The organism is Bifidobacterium sp. AGR2158 (genome assembly GCF_000424225.1).
GTDB lineage: Bacteria > Actinomycetota > Actinomycetes > Actinomycetales > Bifidobacteriaceae > Bifidobacterium > Bifidobacterium anseris.
In genome coordinates this window covers 59916-82658 of record NZ_AUJM01000018.1, presented here as the reverse complement: position 1 = coordinate 82658, position 22743 = coordinate 59916, and the positions used below count along the sequence as shown (strand labels likewise).

At 63.8% G+C, this 22743-nt stretch carries 22 protein-coding genes; 14 read left to right on the top strand and 8 right to left on the bottom strand.

The genetic code is table 11. The annotated features are described in order from the left end of the window. The first annotated feature begins 11 nt into the window (after positions 1 to 11). Together G606_RS0107950 and G606_RS0107945 are read left to right on the top strand one after the other, a co-directional pair. Positions 12 to 2339 (top strand): glycoside hydrolase family 3 N-terminal domain-containing protein, encoded by a 2328-nt coding sequence (locus G606_RS0107950; protein WP_026645512.1) that lies wholly within the window; start codon positions 12 to 14, stop codon positions 2337 to 2339. A 93-nt stretch (positions 2340 to 2432) separates the two neighbouring features. Next, positions 2433 to 3167 (top strand): HAD family hydrolase, encoded by a 735-nt coding sequence (locus G606_RS0107945; protein WP_051198714.1) that lies wholly within the window; start codon positions 2433 to 2435, stop codon positions 3165 to 3167. Between the two features lie 16 nt (positions 3168 to 3183). Here G606_RS0107945 and G606_RS0107940 read toward each other — a convergent pair whose 3' ends face one another. The 6 genes from G606_RS0107940 to G606_RS0107915 form a co-directional block, all read right to left on the bottom strand. Further along, positions 3184 to 3975 (bottom strand): GntR family transcriptional regulator, encoded by a 792-nt coding sequence (locus G606_RS0107940; RefSeq protein ID WP_026645510.1) that lies wholly within the window; start codon positions 3973 to 3975, stop codon positions 3184 to 3186. A 72-nt stretch (positions 3976 to 4047) separates the two neighbouring features. Next, entirely contained in the window at positions 4048 to 4389 is a 342-nt protein-coding gene (locus tag G606_RS0107935) for a P-II family nitrogen regulator (RefSeq protein ID WP_026645509.1), read from the bottom strand. A 142-nt stretch (positions 4390 to 4531) separates the two neighbouring features. Beyond that, positions 4532 to 5998: an APC family permease gene (locus G606_RS0107930; RefSeq protein ID WP_051198712.1), complete on the bottom strand. Its 1467-nt coding sequence runs from the start codon at positions 5996 to 5998 to the stop codon at positions 4532 to 4534. Between the two features lie 128 nt (positions 5999 to 6126). Beyond that, entirely contained in the window at positions 6127 to 7122 is a 996-nt protein-coding gene (locus G606_RS0107925; RefSeq protein ID WP_026645507.1) for a phosphotransferase enzyme family protein, read from the bottom strand. Between the two features lie 38 nt (positions 7123 to 7160). Continuing rightward, a complete protein-coding gene (gene ucpA / locus G606_RS0107920) occupies positions 7161 to 7952 on the bottom strand; it encodes an SDR family oxidoreductase UcpA (protein WP_026645506.1) in 792 nt (263 codons plus the stop codon). 52 nt (positions 7953 to 8004) lie between these two features. Next, the gene (locus tag G606_RS0107915; protein ID WP_026645505.1) at positions 8005 to 9339 is read right to left on the bottom strand and encodes an aspartate aminotransferase family protein; all 1335 of its coding nucleotides are present in this window, start codon (positions 9337 to 9339) and stop codon (positions 8005 to 8007) included. A gap of 317 nt (positions 9340 to 9656) precedes the next feature. Here G606_RS0107915 and G606_RS0107910 point away from each other — a divergent pair, with 317 nt between their 5' ends. The 9 genes from G606_RS0107910 (at position 9657) to G606_RS0107870 (ending at position 19374) form a co-directional block, all read left to right on the top strand. Continuing rightward, positions 9657 to 10613, top strand: coding sequence for an FAD:protein FMN transferase (locus G606_RS0107910; RefSeq protein ID WP_051198710.1), 957 nt, complete (start codon positions 9657 to 9659; stop codon positions 10611 to 10613). Positions 10614 to 10913: 300 nt separating this feature from the next. Beyond that, on the top strand, positions 10914 to 12782 hold the full coding sequence (locus G606_RS10310; protein WP_155802849.1) for an FTR1 family iron permease: 1869 nt from the start codon (positions 10914 to 10916) through the stop codon (positions 12780 to 12782). Positions 12783 to 12840: 58 nt separating this feature from the next. After that, complete coding sequence (locus tag G606_RS0107900) at positions 12841 to 13485, top strand: iron transporter (protein WP_026645503.1); 645 nt, start codon at positions 12841 to 12843, stop codon at positions 13483 to 13485. Positions 13486 to 13595: 110 nt separating this feature from the next. Next, positions 13596 to 14876: a DUF2318 domain-containing protein gene (locus G606_RS0107895; protein WP_026645502.1), complete on the top strand. Its 1281-nt coding sequence runs from the start codon at positions 13596 to 13598 to the stop codon at positions 14874 to 14876. A 30-nt stretch (positions 14877 to 14906) separates the two neighbouring features. Then, the gene (locus G606_RS0107890) at positions 14907 to 16214 is read left to right on the top strand and encodes an ABC transporter permease (RefSeq protein ID WP_026645501.1); all 1308 of its coding nucleotides are present in this window, start codon (positions 14907 to 14909) and stop codon (positions 16212 to 16214) included. Next, a complete protein-coding gene (locus G606_RS0107885) occupies positions 16204 to 17421 on the top strand; it encodes an ABC transporter permease (protein ID WP_051198708.1) in 1218 nt (405 codons plus the stop codon). The genes G606_RS0107890 and G606_RS0107885 overlap by 11 nt, the downstream gene beginning before the upstream one ends. A gap of 42 nt (positions 17422 to 17463) precedes the next feature. Next, the gene (locus tag G606_RS0107880) at positions 17464 to 18267 is read left to right on the top strand and encodes an ABC transporter ATP-binding protein (protein WP_026645499.1); all 804 of its coding nucleotides are present in this window, start codon (positions 17464 to 17466) and stop codon (positions 18265 to 18267) included. A gap of 50 nt (positions 18268 to 18317) precedes the next feature. Continuing rightward, positions 18318 to 18824 (top strand): FMN-binding protein, encoded by a 507-nt coding sequence (locus G606_RS0107875; protein WP_034524021.1) that lies wholly within the window; start codon positions 18318 to 18320, stop codon positions 18822 to 18824. Positions 18825 to 19119: 295 nt separating this feature from the next. After that, on the top strand, positions 19120 to 19374 hold the full coding sequence (locus tag G606_RS0107870; RefSeq protein ID WP_026645497.1) for a GlsB/YeaQ/YmgE family stress response membrane protein: 255 nt from the start codon (positions 19120 to 19122) through the stop codon (positions 19372 to 19374). Positions 19375 to 19558: 184 nt separating this feature from the next. Here the strand turns inward: G606_RS0107870 and G606_RS0107865 are convergent, their stop codons facing one another. Beyond that, entirely contained in the window at positions 19559 to 20191 is a 633-nt protein-coding gene (locus tag G606_RS0107865; protein WP_034524017.1) for a flavodoxin, read from the bottom strand. Positions 20192 to 20602: 411 nt separating this feature from the next. On the opposite strand from G606_RS0107865, the gene G606_RS11230 reads away from it, so the two are divergent. Genes G606_RS11230 through G606_RS10995 form a run of 3 tightly spaced genes read left to right on the top strand, consistent with a single transcriptional unit; the run spans position 20603 to position 21493 of the window. Further along, on the top strand, positions 20603 to 20767 hold the full coding sequence (locus G606_RS11230; RefSeq protein WP_155802847.1) for a hypothetical protein: 165 nt from the start codon (positions 20603 to 20605) through the stop codon (positions 20765 to 20767). Continuing rightward, a complete protein-coding gene (locus G606_RS11440) occupies positions 20733 to 21032 on the top strand; it encodes a hypothetical protein (RefSeq protein WP_231371467.1) in 300 nt (99 codons plus the stop codon). Before G606_RS11230 ends, G606_RS11440 begins: the two co-directional genes overlap by 35 nt. Positions 21033 to 21079: 47 nt before the next feature. Further along, positions 21080 to 21493 (top strand): DUF4143 domain-containing protein, encoded by a 414-nt coding sequence (locus G606_RS10995; RefSeq protein WP_442852246.1) that lies wholly within the window; start codon positions 21080 to 21082, stop codon positions 21491 to 21493. 69 nt (positions 21494 to 21562) lie between these two features. On the opposite strand, the gene G606_RS0107850 is transcribed toward G606_RS10995, so the two are convergent. Then, positions 21563 to 22267, bottom strand: coding sequence for a class I SAM-dependent DNA methyltransferase (locus G606_RS0107850; RefSeq protein ID WP_081664126.1), 705 nt, complete (start codon positions 22265 to 22267; stop codon positions 21563 to 21565). Between the last annotated feature and the right edge of the window lie 476 nt (positions 22268 to 22743).

Genomic DNA, 22743 nt, shown 5'->3' with positions numbered 1-22743 from the left:
GGAGTCAGACGATGACTGAAACCACCCACCCCTATCTCGACGCGACGTTGACGATCCCGGAGCGCGTCCAGGACCTGCTTTCGCGTATGACGCTTGAGGAGAAAGTCGGCCAGATGATGCAGCTGGATGCGCGGTCCGGCGACCTCGAACACCTGATCGTGGACCGCCATGTCGGCTCGATCCTGCACACATCCCCCGATGATCTGGTGCGAGCCGACGGCATCGTGCGCGGGAAGACGCGTCTGGGCATCCCGTTGCTCGTCGGCGACGACTGCATCCACGGCTACTCGTTCTGGCCCGGCGCGACGATCTTTCCCTCCCAGCTCGGCATGGCGTGCAGCTGGGACGCCGAGAAGGTCGAGCGGGCCGCCCGGGTGACGGCCGAGGAGGTCTCCTGCACCGGTGTGCATTGGACCTTCTCGCCGGTGCTGTGCATCGGACGCGACACACGCTGGGGCCGCATCGACGAGACCTTCGGCGAGGATCCGATGCTCATCGGCGAACTCGCGTCGGCGATGGTGCAGGGGTATCAGAAGCACGCCCGGACGGGCGAGGCCTTCGACAGGGACGCCATCCTCGCCTGCGCCAAGCATTTCGCCGGCTATTCGTACACGCAGGGCGGCCGTGACGCCTCGGAGGCCGATCTGACGCGCCGGGCGCTCGCCAGCTGGTTCCTGCCTCCCTTCGAACGTGTGGCGAAGGAGGGCTGCGCCACCTTCATGCTCGGCTATGAGGCGATCGACGGCACGCCCGTCACCTTCAACGATTGGCTGCTGCAGACGAAACTGCGCGGCGATTGGGGCTATGGTGGCACGCTCGTGACCGATTGGGACAACGTCGGACGTGCGGTGTGGGAGCAGCGCATCAAGCCGGACTACCGCACCGCGGCCGCCGACGCCGTCAAGGCGGGCAACGATCTGATCATGACGACTCCGGGGTTCTATGAGGGCGCCATCGAGGCGGTCCATGACGGTCTGCTCGACGAACACGCGTTGGACGCGGCCGTCGGACGTCTGCTGACGCTGAAGTTCCAGCTCGGCTTGTTCGAGGACCCGCGCCTGCCCGATCCGGAACGCATCGAGGCCGTGGTCGGCAACGACGATCATATGGACGCGAACCTCGAATTGGCCCGCGAATCAATCGTCCTGCTGCGTAACAATGCGGCGCTGCCGCTGGCCGCCGAGAATGGCTCCCTGCACACGATAGCCGTCGTGGGGCCGCTTGCTGACGACGCGCAGAACCAGCTCGGCGACTGGGCCGGCAATTCCGGACAGGTGCCGTGGATGCCGCAGGGGCAGCCGCGCGACATGATCATGACCGTGCTGGACGGCGTGCGCGAGCTCGCTCCTGAAGACTGCGAGGTGACCTATGCGCGCGGCGCCGACGTCGTCGAACTCATCGACGATCCGGCGGGTCCGCTGTATCCGGATGGGCAGCCCCGACCGAAGCTCGCCGTGTCCGCGCGCGTCGACGACGCCCTGCTCGACGAAGCCGTCGAACAGGCGCGGCGTGCGGATGCGGTCATCGCCATCGTCGGCGACGTCGTGCAGCTCACCGGCGAGACCTGCTCGACGGCGACGCTTGAGCTGCTCGGCGGCCAGAACCTGCTGCTCGAACGGCTGAGCGAGGTTGCACGTGAAACACATAAGCCGCTCATCGTCGTGCTCATGAGCTCGAAGCCACAGGTGCTGCCGGCGTGCGTGATCGGGGAAAACGGCGTGATCGTCGACGAGTCCGCCGCCGACGGGCTTGGCGCCTTCATCTGGGCGCCGAACCCCGGCATGCAGGGAGGCCGCGCGCTCGCCGAGATCATCTTCGGCATGACCGAGCCAAGCGGACGTCTGCCGATCACGTTCCCGCGTCATGCGGGGCAGCTGCCGGTCTTCTACAACCAGATCCGCGGGCAGCACGGCGATCGGTACGCCGATCTGACGCAGGACCCGGCGTTCGCGTTCGGCGAGGGGCTGGCGTATACGACCTTCGAATACGGCGAGCCCGCGATCGTGAACGGCTCCGAATTCAGCAGGGGCGATACCGTGCGCGTGGCGATCGACCTGACGAACACGGGGTCCCGCCGTGGCACCGAGATCGTGCAGCTGTACGTCAGCGACGTCGTCACGTCCTTCACCTGGGCGGCCAAGGAGCTCAAGCGGTTCCGGCGTGTGACGCTCGAGGCGGGCGAGACGCGTCGCGTCGTGTTCGAGCTGCCGGTCGACATGTGCACGATCGTGGACGGCGACGCCAGGCGCATCGTCGAACCCGGGGAGTTCAAGGTGCTCGTCGGCCATTCGAGCCGTGACGCGGACCTGCGTTCCACGACTTTCACCGTCGTGGAGTGAGCACGCCGCGATGGCCGCCCCGGTGATACCGGGGCGGCGGGTATGGTGGGAGGGACGATCGGCGATGGATGATGACGACGGAAAGAGGCGTGCATGGGCGTTCAGGAAAGCAGAGCCGCCAAGCTCGAGGCACTGCAGGGCGTGTTCTGGGACATGGATGGCACACTCATCGACTCCGAGCCGTTGTGGCACGAAAGCGAACTGCGGCTTGTGCGCGAATACGGCGGCCACTGGACGAAGCAGATGGCGATGGACGGCTCCGGACGGCCGGTGCCGCAGATCGCGCAGGAGATGGCCGAACTCGGCTGTCCTCTGCCGCCCGAGGAGATCGGCCGTCGCATGATCCAATACGTGACCGACGAGGAGAAGGAACGACTGCCGTGGATTCCCGGCGTGCGCCGGCTGCTCGAACAGCTGCGCGACGCCGGCGTGCCGTCGATGCTCGTGACGACGTCGCCGCGGGAACTGGCCGAGAACCTCATCGCGCAGGCGCCGCCGAACACCTTCGCCGGCTACGTCTGCGGCGACGACGATGTGCCGAAGAAGCCCGATCCGGCGCCGTACGAGCTCGCCGCGAAACGACTCGGCATTCCGGACGTGCTGCTGCCGTGCTGCGTCGCCTTCGAGGATTCGATGAGCGGTCGCACGTCGGCGGCCGCCTCCGGCATGACGACGGTCGTGGTGACCGGCTATCTTGCCGGAGGCTACGTGCCCGGCCCCGGCTACACGATGACTGAGAACTACGACGACATCACGCCGCAGTCACTCAACCGCATGGTGCAGCGCATGTACGACCGCCTCGCGCCGCTCGCCGGACAGCGCGGGTGAGCGGCGCCGCGCCGCGTCAGCCCAATGTACGCGACGTCGTGAGGCGCACATGCGCGGCCGGGTAGACGTCGTCGGAGACGACGACGGTGGCGCCGAGCGCGTCGGTCGCGCATGAGCACACGTACAGCAGCGGCGTGCCGCTCGGCAGCCGCAACGCGCGCGCCGGACGTCCGAAGCCGGGGATCGTCTCGATCGTCTCCTCGACGGCGTGGATGACAGTGCCGTGGTTAAACTGCAGCAGTTGGTAGATCGATCTCGTCAAATCGAAATCGAGGAAATCCGGATAGCCGCGCGGGTCGAGATACGTCTGCTCGTAGGAGATCGGCGTCCCGTCGACGACGCGGACGCGTTCGACGCGGATGAGCGGCTGCGACGTGGGGACGTGGAACAGCTGGCAGATGCGTTCGTCGCAATGCTGAATCTGCGCGTCGAGCACGTGCGTCACGCAGCTCATGCCCTGCGATGCGAGCATGTGCGGCAGTCCCGACGTGCTCGCCGACGTACGGTCGATGATGCGCGTCGATTTCGCGTTGACGGTGACGCGCGAGGGGAGTGCGGCATGCGCGATGTCGGCGACGATGACGGTGCCGCCGCGGCCGCGCCGCGTGCTGATTTCGCCGCGCGCACGCATGACGTCGAGCGCCGCGCGAATCGTCGAACGGGACACCTGCAGCCGTTCGGCGAGCGCGCGCTCAGGCGGCAGATGGTCGCCGACGGCGAGTTCGTCGACGTTCGCGAGCAGATGGATGTCGTGGATCGCGCGGCCGACGGTGGCGGTGGGTTCCTTCGTCATGCCTTCGACTGCCATACCGTCCTCGTTTCCGCGCGCGTTATTCGCGGACTACGATAGCCGACCGATGTAACGGCGCCGGCGGGGCTCTCAGAGCGCGTCGTCGCCGCGTTCGTCGGTGCGGATGCGCACCGCCTGCTCGACCGCGCGCACGAAGATCTTGCCATCGCCGAAGCTGGAGGTGGAGAGTCGATTGACGACGGCGTCGATGATGCCGTCGACCTCATCGTCCGGAACGACGGTGCGCACGCTGATCTTCGGCAGCAGCGCGACGCCCTGCCGCTCGTCGCGCGTGTACACCTGCTTGAGGCCGTGCTGATGGCCGTAGCCCATCGCCGACGTCATCGTGATGCCGCGGTTGCTGAATTGGTCGAGCACGTGCTTGAGCGTCTCGAGTTTCTCGCCGTTGATGATGAATTCGATTTCCTTCATGATTGCTCCGTCGAACTGTGATGGGTGGTGTGATGGGTGGGGACTGTAATGAATCGATGACTGTGATGAATGAATCATTGATGAAAAGACGGGCGCCGCGAGAGGGAATGCGACGCCCGAGACTTCGAAGGAGCGGGGCGAATCAGTATTCGATCACACCCGCCGGCGTGCGCATCCAGACGGTCGAATCCTTGCCTTTGATGCGCCATTTGGCGAGCATCGTGCACCAGAGCACGAAACCGACGCCCATGTAGCCGGCGAAGCCGACCCAGGTCTGCACGCCGATGCCGATGCAGCAGAACACGGCGACGGTCAGCGAGATGATGAGCGAGGCGATCTTCATCGCCATGCCGCCCGGCGCGCGGTACGGGCGTTCCCATTCGGGGTGACGCACATCGAGCAGGATCGCCGAGATGCTGCTCATCGCGTAGCAGATTGCGCAGGCGAAGGCCATCAGATCGAAGAACGCGGTGATCGACTGCATCGCGAGGAAGCCGATGCTGATTGCGAGGATGAGCAGGTTCGGGATGATCGGCTGGCCGTAGCGGTTGCACTTCGCGAAGGCCTTTGGCAGGAAGTTCTGGCGGCCCATCGCGAAGAGCATGCGCACCGCCGAATACCAGAAGCCGAGCACCGACGTGCCGATCGGGAAGACGACGCCGAAGATGCCGAGGGCGATGACGAACCAGCTCATCCAGCTGGCACCCGGGAACACGAGCTTGAGCGTTTCGAAGGTGACGAAGGGCGCGCTGTCGAACGCGTAATCGTTCCAGTTGATGCAGCCGGCTTCGGCGAGGTAGAAGATCGCGTAGATGATGCCGCAGGTGAGCACGGAGCCGAGGATCGCCTTCTTCTGGTCCTTGATCGGGAACGTGCCTTCCTCAACCATCGCCGGCACCGTTTCAAAGCCGAAGTACGGCGTGATCAGGAACGCGCAGCCGATAATCCAGCCAAGGCCGATGCCGTAGTCGCCGGCGTTTGCGTTCGCGAAGAACGACGAGAAGTTCGACAGGCTCCAGTGGCCGGAGAAGAAGAACATGCCGGCCGTGATGAGCAGGCCGCCGATCGCGATGAACAGCATCGCCGTCTGCAGGCCGCCGGCGACGACGTTCTTGCACAGGCTCACGAGGCACCACAGGCACAGCAGCACGGCGCCGACGATGACCGCGTAGGATCCGTTCAATCCGTTGTCGAGGAACTGGTAGTTGAGCCATTCGAGGATGCCGAGTACACCCGCGGCGGGTACGGCGAGCCATGCGCACATGATGAGCCACGCGGACCAGAATCCCGCATGCTTGTTCATGCCGACTGTGTTGAACACGAGACATGAGCCGGTGCTCGGCAGCATCGTCGACAGCTCCGCATAGACGAAGCCGATCGGCAGCACCATCGCCGTCATCAACAGGAAGCCGAGCCATGTGCCCGGTCCGCAGTAGGACAGGAAGATGCCGTCCCAGTAACAGACGAAGGTGAAGATCGCGCCGGTGGCGAGCGTGTAGACGAACAGCAGGCGAAGGCTCTTCTTCAGGCCTCCTTCGGTGCGTTCGTCGACGTCATGGCCTCTTGATTGCTTTGCCTCGATCGAGGTGGATTTGGTGGTGGCAGACATGGCCTGTCTCCTCTCTGCTTCTTATCTCATGGTTCCTTGAGGTGGTCGATGGATGGGTTGATTGGACGGATATGGATGGATTGATTTGGTTGATTGGAAGTAGTCGAATCGGTCGGCGCACGCTCGCGTCAGCCGAACAGACGCAGATAGCGGTCGGCAAGCTCGACCGTGCCGTCGATGTAGCCGTCGGCGAGCTCCTTGACCGGATCGGAATCAAGATGGGAGCCGATCCAGGCCATGAGCTGCAGCCTGCGCATCATGATGAAGGTGTCGATCTCCATGAAGTCGGTGTCGGTGAACGGCATGACCTCGCGGTAGCCGTCGAGCCACGCGTTGATGAGATCGGGGACGATCGGCTTCGTCTCGATGAACGACAACGCGCTCGCAAGATCGTGCAGATACCAGCCGAAGCCGCAGTCGTCGAAATCGATCACCTTGATCTGCTCGCCTTCGACGAGCAGATTGGCGACGCGCAGATCCGCATGGATCAGGCCGTAGTTGTGCTCGTTGCGGCCGTAGCGTTCGAGGCGGCGGCGGATGACCTCGCAGCAGCGCGTGAACTGGTCGATGTTCGCCGCCGTCAGTCCCGGCATCGCGCGCCAGTCTCCCCAGATCGCGTCCTCGCCGATAATCGTCTCGTAGGTCCAGTGCCAGCGCGTCAGCTGCCGTGCGCCGTTCCAGATCTCCGTCTGCCGATGCAGATACGCGGTCGTCTCGCCGAGCGCGCGGAACTGGCGGATCGCGGCGGCCTCGTTGTTCTCGTCGGGCGCCTGCCCGGTGAGGAACTCGTACATGACGCAGCAGTAGGCGTCGCCGTCGTCCGCGTGCACGATCTGGATGTCCGAACCGTCCGTCGCGCGCAGCGGATTGGCCACGATGAGCGGCGTGTAGTCGTTGATCTGCCGCAGCCACGCCATTTCGCTGCGGTATTCGTCGAGCGTGTGGTAGCCGGGGCGGCCGACGCGCAGGATGCCTTCGGGCGCGCCCTGCGCGTCCTCGACGAGATAGGTGGCGTTCTCCGAAAGCTGCAGCAGCCGCGCATGCGCGTCCGCACTCAGCGGGTAGGCGCGGATGGCGCGGTCGGCGACGTCGTCGAAGATCGCGGTGTTCTCGAATACAGACATGGGTACTCCTTTACGATTGATTGCGGCTGCGCGCGCCGTCACTGTCCCATCGACGTCGTCTCTGGAAGCGTCGAACCGCCGTCGATGACCACCTGCGTGCCGGTGATGTAGCTCGCCTCGTCGCTTGCGAGGAACGCGCACAGCTCGCCGCATTCCTGTGGTGTGCCGAGCCGTCCGAGCGGCACGGCGCTCGCGATCGCGTCGATCGCACGCTCCGGATCGTCCGGATCGGACTGCGCGGCCATGCCTTCGACGAGCGGCGTGCGGATGTAGCCGGGGCAGATGCAGTTGACGCGGATGCGTTGCTCGGCGAACTCGCGCGCGAGCGCCTTCGTCAATCCGACGAGCGCGGCCTTCGTCATCGCGTAGGCGGCTTCGCCGGGGTCGGCGACGAGATCGCCGGTGACGGACGACGTGATGACGACGGTGCCGCCGCCGGCGTCGATGATCGCCGGGATGGCGGCTTTGCACATGTTCCATACGCCGTTGATGTTGACGTCGATGTGCGCGTCGCGCCACGTGTCGTCGGCGTCGAGGAACGCGCCGAGTTTGCAGATGCCGGCGTTGCAGTCGAGGACGTCGACTTTGCCGTAGACGTCAATCGCCGTGCGCACGAGGCGCGCACAGTCCTGCGGATCGGTCACGTCGCAGCGCATGCCGGTCGTCTCGTAGCCGGCGGCGCGCAGTTCGTCGGCGAACGCGAGCACATCGTCGCCGCGCGCGGCGAGGACGACTTTCGCGCCCTGCTGTGCGAAGACCTGCGCGATGCCCGAGCCGATGCCTTTTGATGCGCCGGTGACGATGGCCACCTTGCCGTCTAGTTTTCCCATGATGACCTCCTGTGTGTCCTGTCTCGTGTGATGTGTGGGGCGCGTCGGCGTATCAGATGCCGATCGCGGCGAGTGAATCCTGCAATGCCGTCATGTAGCGGTCGACGTCGGCGGCGCTGAAGACGAGCGGCGTGCGGATCTTGAGGATGTTGCCGTACGATCCGCAGTTCGACGTGAGCACATGGCGGCGGCGCATCTGCTCGATGAGCTCAAGCGTTTCGACGCTCATCGGGTTGCCGGTGACCGGGTCGTCGAATTCGACGCCGATGTACAGGCCGGTGCCGCGCACGTCGGCGATCGCCGGATGGTCGACGGCGAGTCCTTCGAGTTGGGAGACGAACATCGAGCCGATGCGCTTCGCGTTGCCCATCAGATCCTCGCCGTCCATCACTTCGAGCGTCGCCTTCGCGGCGGCCATCGCGACCGGGTTGCCGGCGAAGGTGTTGAAATAGGGGATCTTCGCGGTGAAGGCGTCGAGGATCTCGTGGCGCACCGCCGTCGCCGAGCAGGCGATGCCGTTGGCCATCGGCTTGCCCATCGTCACGATGTCGGGGACGATGCCGTGGCGTGCGAAGCCCCAGAAGGCCTCGCCGGTGCGGCCGAAGCCGGGCTGCACTTCGTCGGCGATGTAGAGGCCGCCTTCCTCGTGCACGGCGTCCGCAACTTTCTTGAGCCAGCCGGCCTTGCCAGGGAAGATGCCGTCGGAGGAGAAGATCGAGTCGACAAGCAGGCCAGCGAACTTGATGCCGTTCCCGCGCATCTGGGCGATGCGTGCCTTGAGCTGTGCGACCATGTAATCGCCGATCGCCTCGTCGCCGTGGATGTGCGTGTCCGGCGTCGGCAGCAGTCCGCAGGCCGGCGAGAGTTCCTGCCCCATGCCGATCGACGGGGAGAAGCCGGAGACGAGGTCGGTGTTGCCGTGGTATGCCTCGTTCGTCACGATGATGCCTTGGCCGCCGGTGTAGTTGCGTGCGATGCGGATTGCCAGATCGTTGGCTTCCGAGCCGGTGCACTGGTAGGTGATGCGGTCGATTTGCGGCGGCAGCTTCGCGAGGAGCGCCTCCGAATAGTCGAGGATCGTCTCGTGCAGATAACGCGTATGCGTGTTGAGCTGCGCCGCCTGCCTGCTGATCGCGTCGACGACGTGCGGATGGCAGTGGCCGACCGAGACGACGTTGTTGTAGGCGTCGAGGTAATCGGTGCCGTGCTCGTCGAACACGTGCGAGCCGGAGCCGCGCACGATCTCGATCGGATCGCGGTAGAAGAGGCGGTAGCCGTTGCCGAGTGCGGCGCGGCGCTCGATGAGCGAGCGCTTATGGGCGTCGAGCGCGTCCAGATTCGCGCCGTCGAAGCGGTTCATGTCGAGAATCGTGGTTTTCGCGGACATCGTGCCCTCCATTCAGTTCGGAAACGTTGCCGGAAGGCCGCCGTACGCGGACGATGCTTTGGTCTGCGACGCGGTATTCGGCGGGTATGGAGGGCAAGCTAGGTTCGCTGTGTTACCTGCGCATGACGGTCTAATTTCCGTCGCCGTTTTCAGACCAAAAAACGGACCAAACAATGCTCCGTCGTGTCCGTAGATGCTGCGGATGGCGGCAGAGCCGGGTTCAATCATGCATGACGCGGCACGAGGACGTTATATGACTTGGCGGTGGGCCGGTCGTCTCTTGCCGTGCCGGTGAGCCCGTGCGATACTGGTGACCCATGATGACCGCTGTGATGCCGCACGTCGACGCGTTTCCGAACGCGCTCGGCGGCGGCATTCTTGTGCATACGGCGCTGCCGGTCGGTGATGCGCTGCATGCACGCCTGCGCGCGGTGATTGACGACGTGGACCGCGCGCTCTCCCGGTTCCGCACCGATTCCACGGTGGCGCGCATGGCTGTGGCCGAGCGTGGTGGCCGGTTCCGGTTCCCCGCGTGGGCTGCGCCGCTGTTCGATTGGGCCGATGTGCTCGCCGCTGTGACTGCCGGCCGCGTGGACCCGTGCGCGGGTGCCGATCTTGTGCGATTGGGATATGCGGCATCGTTCGAAATGATTGATTCCGGCGGCACGTCTGCGGCCGGCGGTGTGGGGCTGCGCCGTGCACACTGGGGTTTCGACGTACATCGTGACGGCGGATCCGTGCTCGTCACGGACCGCGCGGTGCAACTCGATTTCGGTGCATGCGGCAAGGGTCTGTGCGTGGATCTGCTGTGCACCCGACTCGAGGAAGAATTCGGCGCTGACTCACCGTTCGTGATTGACGCCGGCGGTGATCTGCGCGTGCACCGGCTGCCCGAACCACTGCGCATCGCACTCGAGGACCCTGCCGATACCGACCGCGCGATCGGCGTGGCGCAGCTTGCCGAGGGCGCGCTCTGCGCCAGCGCTCCGAGCCGCCGGTATTGGCGAGACGCGCTCGACCGGCAGGTGCATCACCTGCTCAATGCCGTCACTGGTGAGCCGGTGGATGACGTGGCGGCCAGCTGGGCCGCAGTGCCGATGCGCACGTTCGCAGCGCTGCCGACGATGGTGGCCGATGGGCTCGCCACCGCATTGTTCTGCGCCGAGCCGAACACACTCACGCGCGACGCCCGTGTGCCGCGGTTCGACTTCGCCGTGCTCGACTCACGGCGCCGCCTCGTGCACTCTCGGCACTTTCCGGCTGTATTTGACTGACTGTGCTGTTCCATGGATTGACTGGCTACGAATCATGGCTGCCGGTAGCAGAACAAGACCGATTACGCCATCTCACAATGCGGTCATAAGACCGCGAGTCTCGAAATATGGACTACCGGATTCGGTGCCGCCCGGAGCAGTAGTTGCGGAATAACGTCGGAATTCCGCCAATCTCATACGCGCCGCAGCGCTGTGCACATAACACAGCATGCCGGGAAAAACAAGACTGTTGCTCCAATTCTTCACACAGTAGCGTGAAGAGTGTCTGATTCACCCAGCACACTTCCCAAGAGAGTACGCATGTCTTTCCTTCGATCCTTCGGCGTTACGCTGGCCGGCGCGCTTGTGGCCGTCGCGCTCGCCGTGACGCCTGCCGCGGCGGCGCACGACTGCTGTGATGGTCCCACGCACGCCGTCACGATTGCGGAAAGCGCGGCGGCCGATCGGCAGTCGGCTGCGCAACAGGCCACCGATTACGATTCGTGGGCCGCGGTCACCGACGCCATCAATCAGGAACTTGCGGCAGGGGAACAGTCGTACGCGGACGGCAATCACGCAGCCGCGGCGTCGCACTTCAGCAAGGCGATGAACACCGGATACGTGGCGTCGAACTTCGCGAAGATCGTGGCCGATAAGTCCGGAAACGACGCGTACACTGAGCAGCTCGCGCAGCTGCGTGAACTCGGGCGTCTCGTCTACGCTGACGGCAATACCGCGCGCATCAACGAAATCGTTCAGCAACTGACCGCGCAGTTCACCGCCGCGGCACAGCAGTTCGATGCCGACTCCGCGTTCGCCAACCCGCGCGACTATGCGGCTGCGCGCGCCGAGCGCACCCAGCAGGAGCGTGAGCAGCTCGACGCGGCGAAGGTACACGTGAACGAAGGCCGCGGCGAACGCTCGTGGACGCAGGTGGCCGATGAGATGGATGCCGTGCTCACCGACGCCGTGGAGCAGGCCGAGGCCGGCAACGGCAAGGCAGGTGCGGATGGAGTCAACAACGCGTACTACCAGTACTACGAGAAGCTCGGCTTTGAGAAGAACGTGATGAACGCAATCGGCGGCTCGCGCGTCTCGAAGGTGGAGTCGACGTTCAAGGAGGCCCGCAAGGCCATGGTCGCCGGCGATGCAGCGCGTGCCGCAACGCTCGTCGACGAGCTGAAAGGCATGCTCGCCGAGGATGCGGCCGCACTCGACGGCGGCGCTTCCGGCAACATCAACGGCTTCACTGCGCTCGTCACGTCCGCAGCCGGCCAGTCGTTCCTCGTGCTGATCCGTGAGGGCCTGGAAGCGCTGCTCGTTGTGGCCGCTGTCATCGCGTATCTGCTGCGCTCGGGACTCAAGAAGTACGTCGGCTGGGTCTATGTGGGCGCGATCGTTGGTCTTGCCGCATCCGGTGGCGTCGCCGCCGTGTTCATGAGCCTCTTCGGCGGCTCCGGTCCGCAGCAGGAGATCATGGAGGGCGTCTGCGCGCTCATCGCGGCCGTCATGCTTGTCTGGTCCGGCAATTGGATGCTTTCGAAGCGTTCCGTCGACTCGTGGAACACGTACATCCGCACGAAGACCGAGGCGGCCGTGGGCACCGCGAAGTCCACGCTCGGCGCCGACACCGCCCAGCGCCGCGCTGTGCTCTCGCTTGCGCTGCTGAGTTTCCTCGCCGTGTTCCGCGAGGGTGCCGAGACGATCATCTTCTATGAATCGATCTATTCGATGACGACCGATGCGCGTGGTATGTGGATCGGCGCCGGTCTGGCCGCGCTCGTGCTCGCCATCGTGTTCGCCGTCATCCGTCTGACGTCCGTACACATTCCGCTCGGAGCGTTCTTCATGGTGACTTCGGTGCTAATGAGCGCGCTCGCCGTGGTGTTCGTGGGCGGCGGCGTGCACTCGCTAATCGAAGGCGACCTGATTGCCGCCACGTACATCGAATCGCTGCCGACGAACGAATGGCTCGGGTTCTACCCGTATCTGCAGACGGTCGTGGCGCAGATTATTGCCGCACTGCTCGTCATCGGCATGTTCACCGTACTGCCGTGGCTCAAGCGCAGGCATACCGCTGACGATGATGCAGACACAACGGCCGGCAAGTCCGCGGGCGCGCCGGACATCACCCATACGTCGCTCGACGATTCGGAGCACCAGCCGGTCGCACTGCCGGTCGCCGAGTAGCCAATCCAACCCAGAACAGAGTAATCAAGAAATCAAGAGAAATCAGAGGAGAGAATCCATGAAGAAGTCCAGCAAGCTGAGCGCACTGCTCGCCGCATTCGTCGCCGCCATGATGAGCGTCTCGCTCGCCGCGTGCGGCAACTCGGACAACGCCAGCAAGGCCGCGGACAGCGCGGACACGACGAGCGGTGAGGTCGATGAGGCCACCGACAAGGAAGAGGATAGCGGCGCAGGCTTCGAGGAGATCCCGATCGGCGAGGACCAGGAGGTCGGCCCGCTCAACGTGGCCGCCGTCTACTTCCAGCCGATCGATATGGAACCGGCCGGCATGGGCCTGTCCGCCGCCGAATCGAACCTCCATCTGGAGGCGGACATCCATGCGCTCAAGGACAACAAGCTCGGTTACGGCGAAGGCGACTTCATCCCGAAGCTGACCGTCGACTATGTCATCCAGGACAAGAACGACCCGAACAACAAGCAGGAAGGCACGTTCATGGAGATGAACGCCTCCGACGGCCCGCACTACGGCGGCAACGTCAAGCTTGACAAGGACGGCGAATACACGCTCACGTTCAAGATCCATTCCCCAGCGGAGAACGGCTGGATGCTGCATGTGGACAAGGAGACCGGCGTCGAGGGACACTTCTGGACCGAACCGCTTGAGGCGACCTTTGACTGGGACTACACCGTCCACCAGTGGTGAGTTCCCCGGATTTGCGCGGAAGAGGCAAACGCCGCATCCGCGGTCCGTATAGGTGATTTCAGGGCGCCCGCCGCGAGGAGAGCGTCCTCGACTCGTGAAAGGAGGGCGGCATGCTCGCGCAATACGTGCACGCGTTGCAGGGACTGCTCGGTCCATGCCTGCTCGTCGCGGGGCTCGATGTGCTGCTCGGCTCGACGAACCGACCATCCTGCCGCGCGCTGCGCATCGGCGACCGTTGGCGCCTCGCCGGCGTGCTGTTCGGTCTCTCCGGCGCCATCGTCTTCGCCGCGTTGCGTGCGACGGCCGTGATCAACCGCCGGTCGAACGTCAACCTGCCCACACTCATCTGCGCCGTGGCGCTCGACATGGCCGTGCTCACCGCCGCCCTGTGCGCGCAGCAGGCCGTGAAACGCGCCGACGCGCGGGCCGCCCCGGCGATCGCCGCCAACATCGTCGCCGCCGCCGCGCTCGCCGTGACGGTGTTCTACGCGACGCCCGACGTGATCCTGCAGCTGACGAATTTCGTGGAGCCCGGAGACTCTCCGTTCACATCGGCGATGCTTGTGCGTCTCATCGGCTTCCTGCTCGGCGTGGGCACGGCCATGGCGGTCGCCGCCGTCATCCGCACGCTGCGCCAGACGGCCGTGCGCACGTCCTTCACCGCGGCCGTGGCGTTGCTGATCGTCGTGCAGCTCGTGCGGCACGGACTCGACCTTGTGGCGCTGTGCACGAACATGCGGCTGTTCGCGTTGCACGGCGCGGCGTTCCGCATGTTCATAACGATGCGCAACCATGCGCTCGCGTTGGTGATCGCCCAAGCCGTCGTCTTCGTGATTCCGACCGCCGCCTCTTTCGTCGCCGGGCTGCGCAGACCCGTCGCGCCGGCGAACGCCGCGCTCGCGCGTGCCGCGAAGGCGACGCGCAGACGGGCATTCGTCACGGCCGTCAGCTCAACGCTCGCGATCACGCTCGCATGGCTTTCGCTCGCATGGGGCGATGCGAAGCTCAGTGAAGTGCCCGAGCTTTCACCTCCCGAACAGTACGCGCTTGCGGACGGTCTGGCGAAGATCACGTTCGCGCAGGTGGCGGACGGTCATCTGCACCGTTTCGAATACAAGGCGCAGGATGGCACGATGATGCGGTTCATCATCATCAAGAAGAACGGCGGCGCCTACGGCGTGGGGCTCGACGCCTGCGAGACCTGCGGCGACGCCGGCTACTACGAGAAGGACGGCAAGATCATCTGCAAACGCTGCGATGTGGCGATCAACCTCGCCACAATCGGCTTCAAAGGCGGATGCAACCCGATTCCCGTCACCTACAAAGCCGGCAACGGCATCATCGAAATCGAGACCGGCGAACTCGACTCACTCAGCTCGCACTTCAGATAGACGACGGATGGATCAACGAAAGGAGCGCCGATGTTCTTCATGAAGACGGTGCTGCGCTCGGTGAGACGCCAATGGCGACGCCGGCTGCTCATCGCGCTTACGGTGGCGCTGTCCGCGACCGTCTCGGTGGCGATGCTCGGCATCGTCTTCGACGTGCAGGACAAGCTCAGCGCGGAACTCGCCGCCTACGGCTCGAACATCACGGTGCGCGCGAAGTCGGACGCCGTCGTGACGGACCTCTATGAGACGGTGGACAACGGTACCGGTGAGTCCTCTGCCGATGCGCTGCTCGACGAAGCGGACGCGAAGAACGTCAAGACGATCTTCTGGGCGTACAACATCACGAATTTCGCGCCGAGACTCGATACGAGCGGCAGCGTGCGCACAGAGGACGCGACGGTGCAGACAGCGCCGGTCGTGGGAACGTGGTTCGCAAAGCGTATGCAGTTGGAAACAGGAGAGACGACTGTGGCCGGCATGCGCGGCATGCGCTCATGGTGGAAACTCGACGGCCGCTGGCCGAAGGACGGCACGGACGAGGCGATCGTCGGCGCCGGGCTCGCCAAGCGGCTCGGCATCGCGCATGGCGACGCCGCGCAGGTCACGGTGACCCGCGACGGGCGCGACGTGCCGCTCACCGTCGTCGGTGTCTACACGGCGAAGGACAGTGACGACGACGCGATCTACACGTCGACCATGAACGTGCAGACGGTCGCGGACTCCCCGGGCAAGATCGGGCAGATCGAAATCAAGGCGCTGACGACGCCGGAGAACGATCTGGCACGGCGTGCGGCGAAGAATCCGGCCATGCTCAGCCAGGAGGAGTGGGAGACGTGGTACTGCACGGCGTACGCGTCATCGATCGCCTATCAGCTCGAGGAGGCAATTCCCGGTGCCGTTGCGCGGCAGGTGCGGCAGGTGAGCGCACTGCAGGGAGACGTGATGACGAAGACACGCACCGTCATGATCGTGATGACCGCGCTGTGCCTGGTGGCCGCCGCGATCGCCGTGGCGAATCTGATGGCCGCGGCGATCGGCGAACGTTCCGGCGAACTCGCGCTGCTCAAAGCCGTGGGCGCAAACGATGGCGCGGTGGCGCGCCTGCTGCTCGCCGAAACGCTGCTCGTGGCGTTCGCCGGTCTAATTGTGGGCGGTGCGATCGGCATCGGAGTGGCGCAGATCGTAGGCCACCTCGTGTTCGGCACCGGCATTACCGTGCGCCCGCTCGTGCTGCTGCTCGTGTTCGTGCTGATTACGGCGAGCGTACTCATTGCGTCCGTCGCCTCCATCCGTTCCGTCGTCCGACTTCAACCAGCGCAGGTGCTCCATGGCAGATAGACCGCATACCGCAGGCGCGGGCAACCGCGCAATGTTCTGGAAGATGATTCTGTTCGCCGGCGTGCGCCGCCGCGGACAGGCGGCGATGGCCGTGCTGTGCGCCACGCTCGGTGCGGCGACACTGCTGTGTCTGGCCACAATCTGCCTCGTCGTGCCCGCACAGATGAGCATCGAACTGCGCTCGTACGGCGCGAACCTGATCGTGACGGCCGACGGCGGTTTCGACGACGCGACCGTGGCCAGTGTGACGCGCACCGTGGAACAGGCGGCGCCGGCGAAGCACGCCTCGTACCGTTACGAATCGGTGCGCATCAATTCGGCGCCGTACACGCTCGCCGGCATCGACGCGCAGGACGTGCACGCGCTCAACCGACACTGGAACGTGGACGGCGACTGGCCGTCCGCCGGCAACGTGATGATGGGCCGCGATGTAGCCGACGGACTCGGCGTCAAGGTCGGCTCCAGCGTCACGATCGGCATGCGTGACGGTGACGAGGATGCCGACTCCGGCGAGGAGCAGCTGCGCAACGGCCGGCGTTCCACGAGCATTCTCGACACCGACGGCGTGCGCATGCGCGTCGTTGGCATCGTGGACACCGGCGGTGCCGAAGACTCGCTCGTCTACATGAGCGACTCCGATCTCGGCTCGCTCGCCGGCGTGCGTGGTGCCGACGTGCTCGAATTCGCGTCCGAATGCACGGACGACGACCTCACCGCGCTGACCGGACGTCTGCAGCAGGCAGGGTCTGCGAACATGGTGAGCTATCGGGCGCATCAGGTGACGCGCATGACCGCGTCGAATGCACGCATCATCACGATGCTGCGCATGCTGTTCGGCGTCGTCTCGATCGTGGCGCTCGCGCTCACGCTCGTGGGCGTCTCCACGACGATGTCGTCAATCGTTTCGCGCCGCCGCTCGGAAATCGGTCTGCGGCGCGCGCTCGGCGCCACTTCCCGCTCCATCGCCGGCGAATTCCTTGTGGAATCCGCGGTGTACGGCGTCGCGGGTGGCGTCATCGGCTGCGCCATCGGCTACGGCATCGCCTATGCGTTGTGCGTACAGGTCTTCGACCGGCGGGTAGGGTTCAGCTGGTGGCTTGCCGCGCTGTGCGTGCTGGTATCGGTCGCGCTTGCCGTCATTGCCTCGATCGGACCTGTCAGGCGCGCCACGCGCATCGACCCGGCGGTCGTGTTGCGCGAGGAGTGACGGATGCTGTCGGCAATACCAAAGAACTCGAAAGGAATGCGCATGCTGTTGGAACTCGACCATGTGAGCAAGATTTATGGTGAGCTGCACGCCGTGGACGACCTCAGTCTGACGGTGCCGCAAGGGCAGTGGCTCGCGATCGTGGGATCGTCGGGCTCCGGGAAGACGACGTTGATGAACATGATCGGATGCCTCGATACGCCATCGCATGGTTCGGTGACACTTGACGGCAGCCGTGTGGATGAGCTGCGCGCCCGCGAACTCGCGGACGTGCGCAAGAACCTCATCGGCCTCGTGTTCCAGAAATTCCATCTCGTGCCACATCTGACCGCGCTCGAGAACGTGATGATCGCGCAGTACTACCATTCGGTCGTGGACGAGCGGCAGGCGCGTGAGGCGCTTGCGCGCGTCGGTTTGGAAGCGCGTGCGCACCATCTGCCGGCGCAGCTTTCCGGCGGCGAGCAGCAGCGTGTGTGCATCGCGCGTGCGCTGATCAACTGCCCGAAGATCATCCTCGCCGACGAACCCACCGGCAATCTGGACGAGGCCAACGAACACGTCGTGCTCGATCTGCTGCGCGAACTGCATGTGCAGGGCACGACGATCATCGTCGTCACCCATGATGCGCTCGTGGCGAGCTGCGCGCAGCGGCAGATCATGCTCAACCACGGCGTACTCGTGGGCGAGCAATGGCATGACGAGAACGCGCGGGCGCAGTATGAGGCGGCGGGAGGCCGGCCGGCGTTCACAGGCGCCGCCGTCCACGGCGCGCAGCATGAGGGCGACGCGCCGATCGCGTTTGCCGATCCGACGAAAGCGGCCAAGACGGGCGGCGCCGAGGACTGAGCGCGTCCACGCACCCGGCATCCACAACCATCCAAGGAACAGGAGCGGCAATGAAAACCTCGAAGCAACTGATGGCGTTGACAGCACTGTCGGCGGTCGGTCTGATGATGCTCTCCGGATGCGGCGAACCCAGCGCGCGGCCGATGGACGACGAGTTCGCAGGTGATTCGGGAGAGACGATGTCCGATTCCGAAGGCAGGTCGTGTTGCGACGACAAGGAATCGGATGCGGCTGACGCCGGGGCAGATCCGGCCGCCACGTATGCGGACGGCGATTACGCGGCGATAGGACAGTATGGCCCTGTCGGCGAAGACACGATAGACGTGTACGTCGGCGTACGTGACGGACTCGTGCACGATGTGCGCGTCGTCGGGCATCCGTTCACGTCCATCTCGCGTGGTCATCAGGAGGCCTTCGCCAAAGAGGTGCCGGGGGCCGTTACCGGCAAACCGATCAAGGATCTGAAAATCGACAAGATCGCCGGCGCCAGTTGGACGAGTGACGCCTTCAACGCCGCCTTGGACGAGGTGCGGCGGCAGGCGGCGCAGCAGCACTGACGCATCCGTATCCGGCACCGCTGCGATCGGTGGGAGGCAGGACGCAATGAAGGTTCGTCATGTCCGTTTTTGCCGCGGTTGATGGGAAATGCGAACGGAATGGGGCCTGTCGCATCCGTGTTCTTGCGGCCACTACGAACGCAACAACATGTGTAGCAGCCCGACCTGAGCGTTACGTGATTTTGCCGCGGTAGCGGAAAACCGCATGATTGCGGGCGAAGCGCGCCCCGGCCCCGTACTGTGGAAGATAGTTCAAGGTTTTCGGGACTTTGGCAAGACGTAAAGGAAGCACATTATGTATTGGATTTGGACGCTCATCGTAGGCGCGATCATCGGCGCGATCGCCGGCGCGATCACCAACCGCAGCGGATCGATGGGTTGGATCGCCAACATCATCGCCGGTCTTGTGGGTTCATCGCTCGGTCAGGCGATCTTCGGCAGCTGGGGGCCGCAGCTCGGCGGCATGGCGGTCTTCCCATCGCTCATCGGCGCGGTCATCGTGGTGCTGGTCACCTCGTTCATCGTGATGCGGATCACCGCCAAGAACTGACGGTTCGCGCTTCGGCGCGAACCCGCATGACCAAGGCCTTGCAGGCAGCGTGACGGCTGCATGCAAGGCCTTGGTCACCATCGTCTGGTACTGGACGGTCATCGTGGACAGTATGCCGAGACCGCTCGATTCGGGGCAAAACGGCATGGTTTCCCACGGATGACGGTGGACCGAAATTTGCAACTCAGGACTGCTGCTTGACCCATGCCTCGACGTTCTGCGCGCTTTCCGATGAGCTGAAGCGCTGTCCGTCCTTCCAGTCGCCGCCGTTGGCGAGCTTCGCCAGTTCGCTCGCGCTCGAGTCGATCGACGAGCTCGCCGACGTGCAGAAGGGAATCACCGTCTTGCCGTTGAAATCGTTGCCGCGAACGGAGGTGTTCACCGGCCATGCGGCGATGCCCCACCAGATCGGATAGCCGATGTAGACGGTCGTGTAGTCGTCCCAATTGGGCACCTCGGTCGTCCTGAGCTTGACATCGCGCAGGCCTTCGTCGTCGTGCTCCCTGCTGACGCGGCTGTCCGCATCGTTGTAGTCGAGGTCGGCGGCCGTATAGGGATCGGCCGGCTCGATCTCGAATAGCGCGCCGTCGGTCACTTTCGCGATCTCCTCGGCGACGTGCCTTGTGCTGCCGGTCGCCGAGAAATATGCGACGAGCGTCGTCGAACCGTTTCCCGAGGTTGTTTCGGCGCTTTGCGTGGCCTGCGGCGTCGGCGTGGCGCAGGTGGCGGCACCGGTGCCGCCACCTGCGCAGGCGGTCAACGAGACAAAGGTCGTCGCTCCGACGATGCAAGCGATAAGACGTTTGCGACAGTGCATCAGGTCCTCCTTATGCCGTTGTGCTGTAGATTGGGTTCATCGGTGTGGCCGGATTGCCCCTTGGACACAGTCAGTATCGCATGCTTGCATCGTTCAAGCACATGTCTGTGGCGAGTAGGATTGTATGCGCATCCAGAATATCGTGATTGATGATATTTGCAGTCTTATGCGGTTGGTGCGGGCGCCGTCATGCCGACGTGGAATCGCGGCGATCTGCCGTGACTTGAGACAGCCGAGATGAGATTGGTGATCTCGGCCGCTGCAGGCTGAGGCTTGTGGCCAAAATGGGATAGTCAGAAGTCAATTTGAGATATCAGTGAGCTGATTTCGTTCGGTTTTGTCGTTTTATGCTGAAGTCATCGGCACGATTCTTGAGGAATCGGGACAACGAAGTCAGAAAAGATCACCGAAATGAACATTTACGTTGTTGCAAATGACGCGGCGTTGCCACTTGACAGGCAGCGACTCGTGCGCCGCATGCGCAGTATGCTCGCGGACACCGAGGCCGGCGCGGCGCTGGGATGCGAGATCATCGGTCATGATGAAATTCCCGACGCTGTCCTTGGCGCAGGATGATATCGTCATCATCTACGGCGGTGTCGGGCGTGATGCCACATGGTTGAACGGCGTCTTGGACCGCTGCGAACAAGCCGTCGTCCGCGCCGTGCTCACCACCGGTCTGCCGGTGTTCAGGTCGGACGTCCCGGACGTGGCGTATGCGTCCGCAGCGGACCTAATCGTGCGCGAGATCGCCCGCAAACGCCGTCTGCATGTGCTCGATCTGTTCGGATATGCGATGCCCTTCGCGGATGTGGTGATCCGAACATCGGACTTGATCTGACCGCGGATAGGAACGCGTTCAAATGCTATGCCTTTGACACTGGGTTGTTGGCTACGCAAGCGCTCGCAGACAACATGCTCACTCCAGAGAACCTTTACCGCGATGTGCTTAACGGAAAAATCAGCATCAATGAGGGGATGCTCGCCGAGAACATTGTGGCGCAACAGTTCGCGAGCAGCGGTCACAAACTGTACTACTATTCGCACAATGATCCGGAAACCAATCGCAGCCGAATTGAAATCGATTTCCTGATCGCGCGCCCATATGACAACGCGGCGGGACGGTTCCGCGTCAGTCCAGTGGAGGTCAAGTCCAGCGGATGGTACAGGACCGCGTCGCTCGATGAGTTCAAGGAAAAGTTCGGTTCGCGCGTTGGCAACGAATATGTGTTGCATCCCAAGCAAATGGTGCGCGAGAGAGACCGAATCAGTCTTCCGTTGTATATGGCAGGACTGTTGTGAGCGTGCGCCGCGTGCCCTACGCCGGCAGTGTAAGCGGCGGATGCCGGCGTAGGTGGCGCGGAGTGGGAATTACTTGCGCGCGATAATCGCCACGTAACCGCCGCGATCGAAGCCCTCGCGCGGCTCCTCGACGAAATCGTTCGAATAAATAGGCGCGGTGCTTAGCGTTTGGCGGTATTGGAGGTCGTGTAGGCCGAGCTCGTCGGTGAGCACGGCACTCTTCTCAGGAGTGGTGTGCCAGTAAGCGCTGCGCGCGAGCTCGATAGGGTAGGAGTCAGCGGGAGCGACGTCCTCGAGGCCGTCGTAGCTGCCACGCGCCGCAGCGAGCAGGTACAGCAGTCCGTAAGCGCTCTCCTTCGGCACGTCGAGGAGGATGAGCGAACCGCCCGGTTTCAGGGCGGTGAGTACGTTTCCGTACGCGAGTTTGAGATCGGCGATGTAGCTCGAGCTGCCGTTGAAATAGATAACGTCGTAGGAGTTTTCCTCAAGTTGCGCGGTTTCGGCGGTCGCGATCTGTACGGACATGCCGCGGCGTTTCGCGATTGTGGCCATGTCTTCGGAAGGTTCAACGCCGTCAGTCACGTTGATGCCGTACTGCGTGCGCAACTGCTCTTCGAATAGGCCGGAGCCGCAGCCGATGGAGAGCATACGGCCGCCGTCAGTCAGGTCAAGCGCGGATTTGAGAAGTTTCAGTTCGCTGAGGAAAACGTTCTCGTTGTTGATGAACCAGGAGTCGTACTGGGCGGCGTAACCGTCGAATTTAGCGTTGCTCATAATTGCCGTGTTGTTCTTTCGATGTCAGTGTGGGATTGGTTATTTTGTTTTGGGTTTGGTTTTGTTGGCATCGGGAGAACGTTGGACGGCATGAGTCGTCTTGAACGGCTTTCCTGCGCAAGCATTGTCTTACAGGTTCAAAGGGTCCCAATTGGTCTCAGCGTTATGCACCCCTAGCCAAGCAATACTATAGCAGTCAGTGGGGATTTGTTGTGCTTTGGTGTGGATGGAGGTCTGCGGGTGTTGCCCATGACCCCGTTTTGCGGGGGTGGGTGCGCCTGATGCGTTGTGTTTGCGGTTTGGCGGCGGTTTTTGGGGCCACTCCGCTCCCCGCGCATCGGACGCAAAGTTGGGCTTAATTTGGGATTTTGCGGTGATTTCGTGGGCGCATGCTCAGCGGAAAGACGAAAATGGGCGAGACGGAGCGGCTGAGAGCGCGAATGCGCACATGGACCGCACACTTCCAAACGCGAGGA

Bases quoted from the DNA above. Each gene is read 5' to 3' on its own strand.
- G606_RS0107900 (WP_026645503.1), top strand. From the start codon at position 12,841: ATGAAGAAGTCCAGCAAGCTGAGCGCACTGCTCGCCGCATTCGTCGCC.
- G606_RS0107895 (WP_026645502.1), top strand. From the start codon at position 13,596: ATGCTCGCGCAATACGTGCACGCGTTGCAGGGACTGCTCGGTCCATGC.
- G606_RS11230 (WP_155802847.1), top strand. From the start codon at position 20,603: ATGAACATTTACGTTGTTGCAAATGACGCGGCGTTGCCACTTGACAGG.
- G606_RS0107925 (WP_026645507.1), bottom strand. From the start codon at position 7,122: ATGTCTGTATTCGAGAACACCGCGATCTTCGACGACGTCGCCGACCGC.
- G606_RS0107890 (WP_026645501.1), top strand. From the start codon at position 14,907: ATGTTCTTCATGAAGACGGTGCTGCGCTCGGTGAGACGCCAATGGCGA.
- G606_RS0107850 (WP_081664126.1), bottom strand. From the start codon at position 22,267: ATGAGCAACGCTAAATTCGACGGTTACGCCGCCCAGTACGACTCCTGG.
- G606_RS0107880 (WP_026645499.1), top strand. From the start codon at position 17,464: ATGCTGTTGGAACTCGACCATGTGAGCAAGATTTATGGTGAGCTGCAC.
- G606_RS0107935 (WP_026645509.1), bottom strand. From the start codon at position 4,389: ATGAAGGAAATCGAATTCATCATCAACGGCGAGAAACTCGAGACGCTC.
- G606_RS0107870 (WP_026645497.1), top strand. From the start codon at position 19,120: ATGTATTGGATTTGGACGCTCATCGTAGGCGCGATCATCGGCGCGATC.
- G606_RS0107915 (WP_026645505.1), bottom strand. From the start codon at position 9,339: ATGTCCGCGAAAACCACGATTCTCGACATGAACCGCTTCGACGGCGCG.
- G606_RS0107945 (WP_051198714.1), top strand. From the start codon at position 2,433: ATGGGCGTTCAGGAAAGCAGAGCCGCCAAGCTCGAGGCACTGCAGGGC.
- ucpA (WP_026645506.1), bottom strand. From the start codon at position 7,952: ATGGGAAAACTAGACGGCAAGGTGGCCATCGTCACCGGCGCATCAAAA.
- G606_RS10310 (WP_155802849.1), top strand. From the start codon at position 10,914: ATGTCTTTCCTTCGATCCTTCGGCGTTACGCTGGCCGGCGCGCTTGTG.
- G606_RS0107910 (WP_051198710.1), top strand. From the start codon at position 9,657: ATGATGACCGCTGTGATGCCGCACGTCGACGCGTTTCCGAACGCGCTC.
- G606_RS0107875 (WP_034524021.1), top strand. From the start codon at position 18,318: ATGAAAACCTCGAAGCAACTGATGGCGTTGACAGCACTGTCGGCGGTC.
- G606_RS0107930 (WP_051198712.1), bottom strand. From the start codon at position 5,998: ATGTCTGCCACCACCAAATCCACCTCGATCGAGGCAAAGCAATCAAGA.
- G606_RS0107885 (WP_051198708.1), top strand. From the start codon at position 16,204: ATGGCAGATAGACCGCATACCGCAGGCGCGGGCAACCGCGCAATGTTC.
- G606_RS0107940 (WP_026645510.1), bottom strand. From the start codon at position 3,975: ATGGCAGTCGAAGGCATGACGAAGGAACCCACCGCCACCGTCGGCCGC.
- G606_RS11440 (WP_231371467.1), top strand. From the start codon at position 20,733: ATGAAATTCCCGACGCTGTCCTTGGCGCAGGATGATATCGTCATCATC.
- G606_RS0107865 (WP_034524017.1), bottom strand. From the start codon at position 20,191: ATGCACTGTCGCAAACGTCTTATCGCTTGCATCGTCGGAGCGACGACC.
- G606_RS0107950 (WP_026645512.1), top strand. From the start codon at position 12: ATGACTGAAACCACCCACCCCTATCTCGACGCGACGTTGACGATCCCG.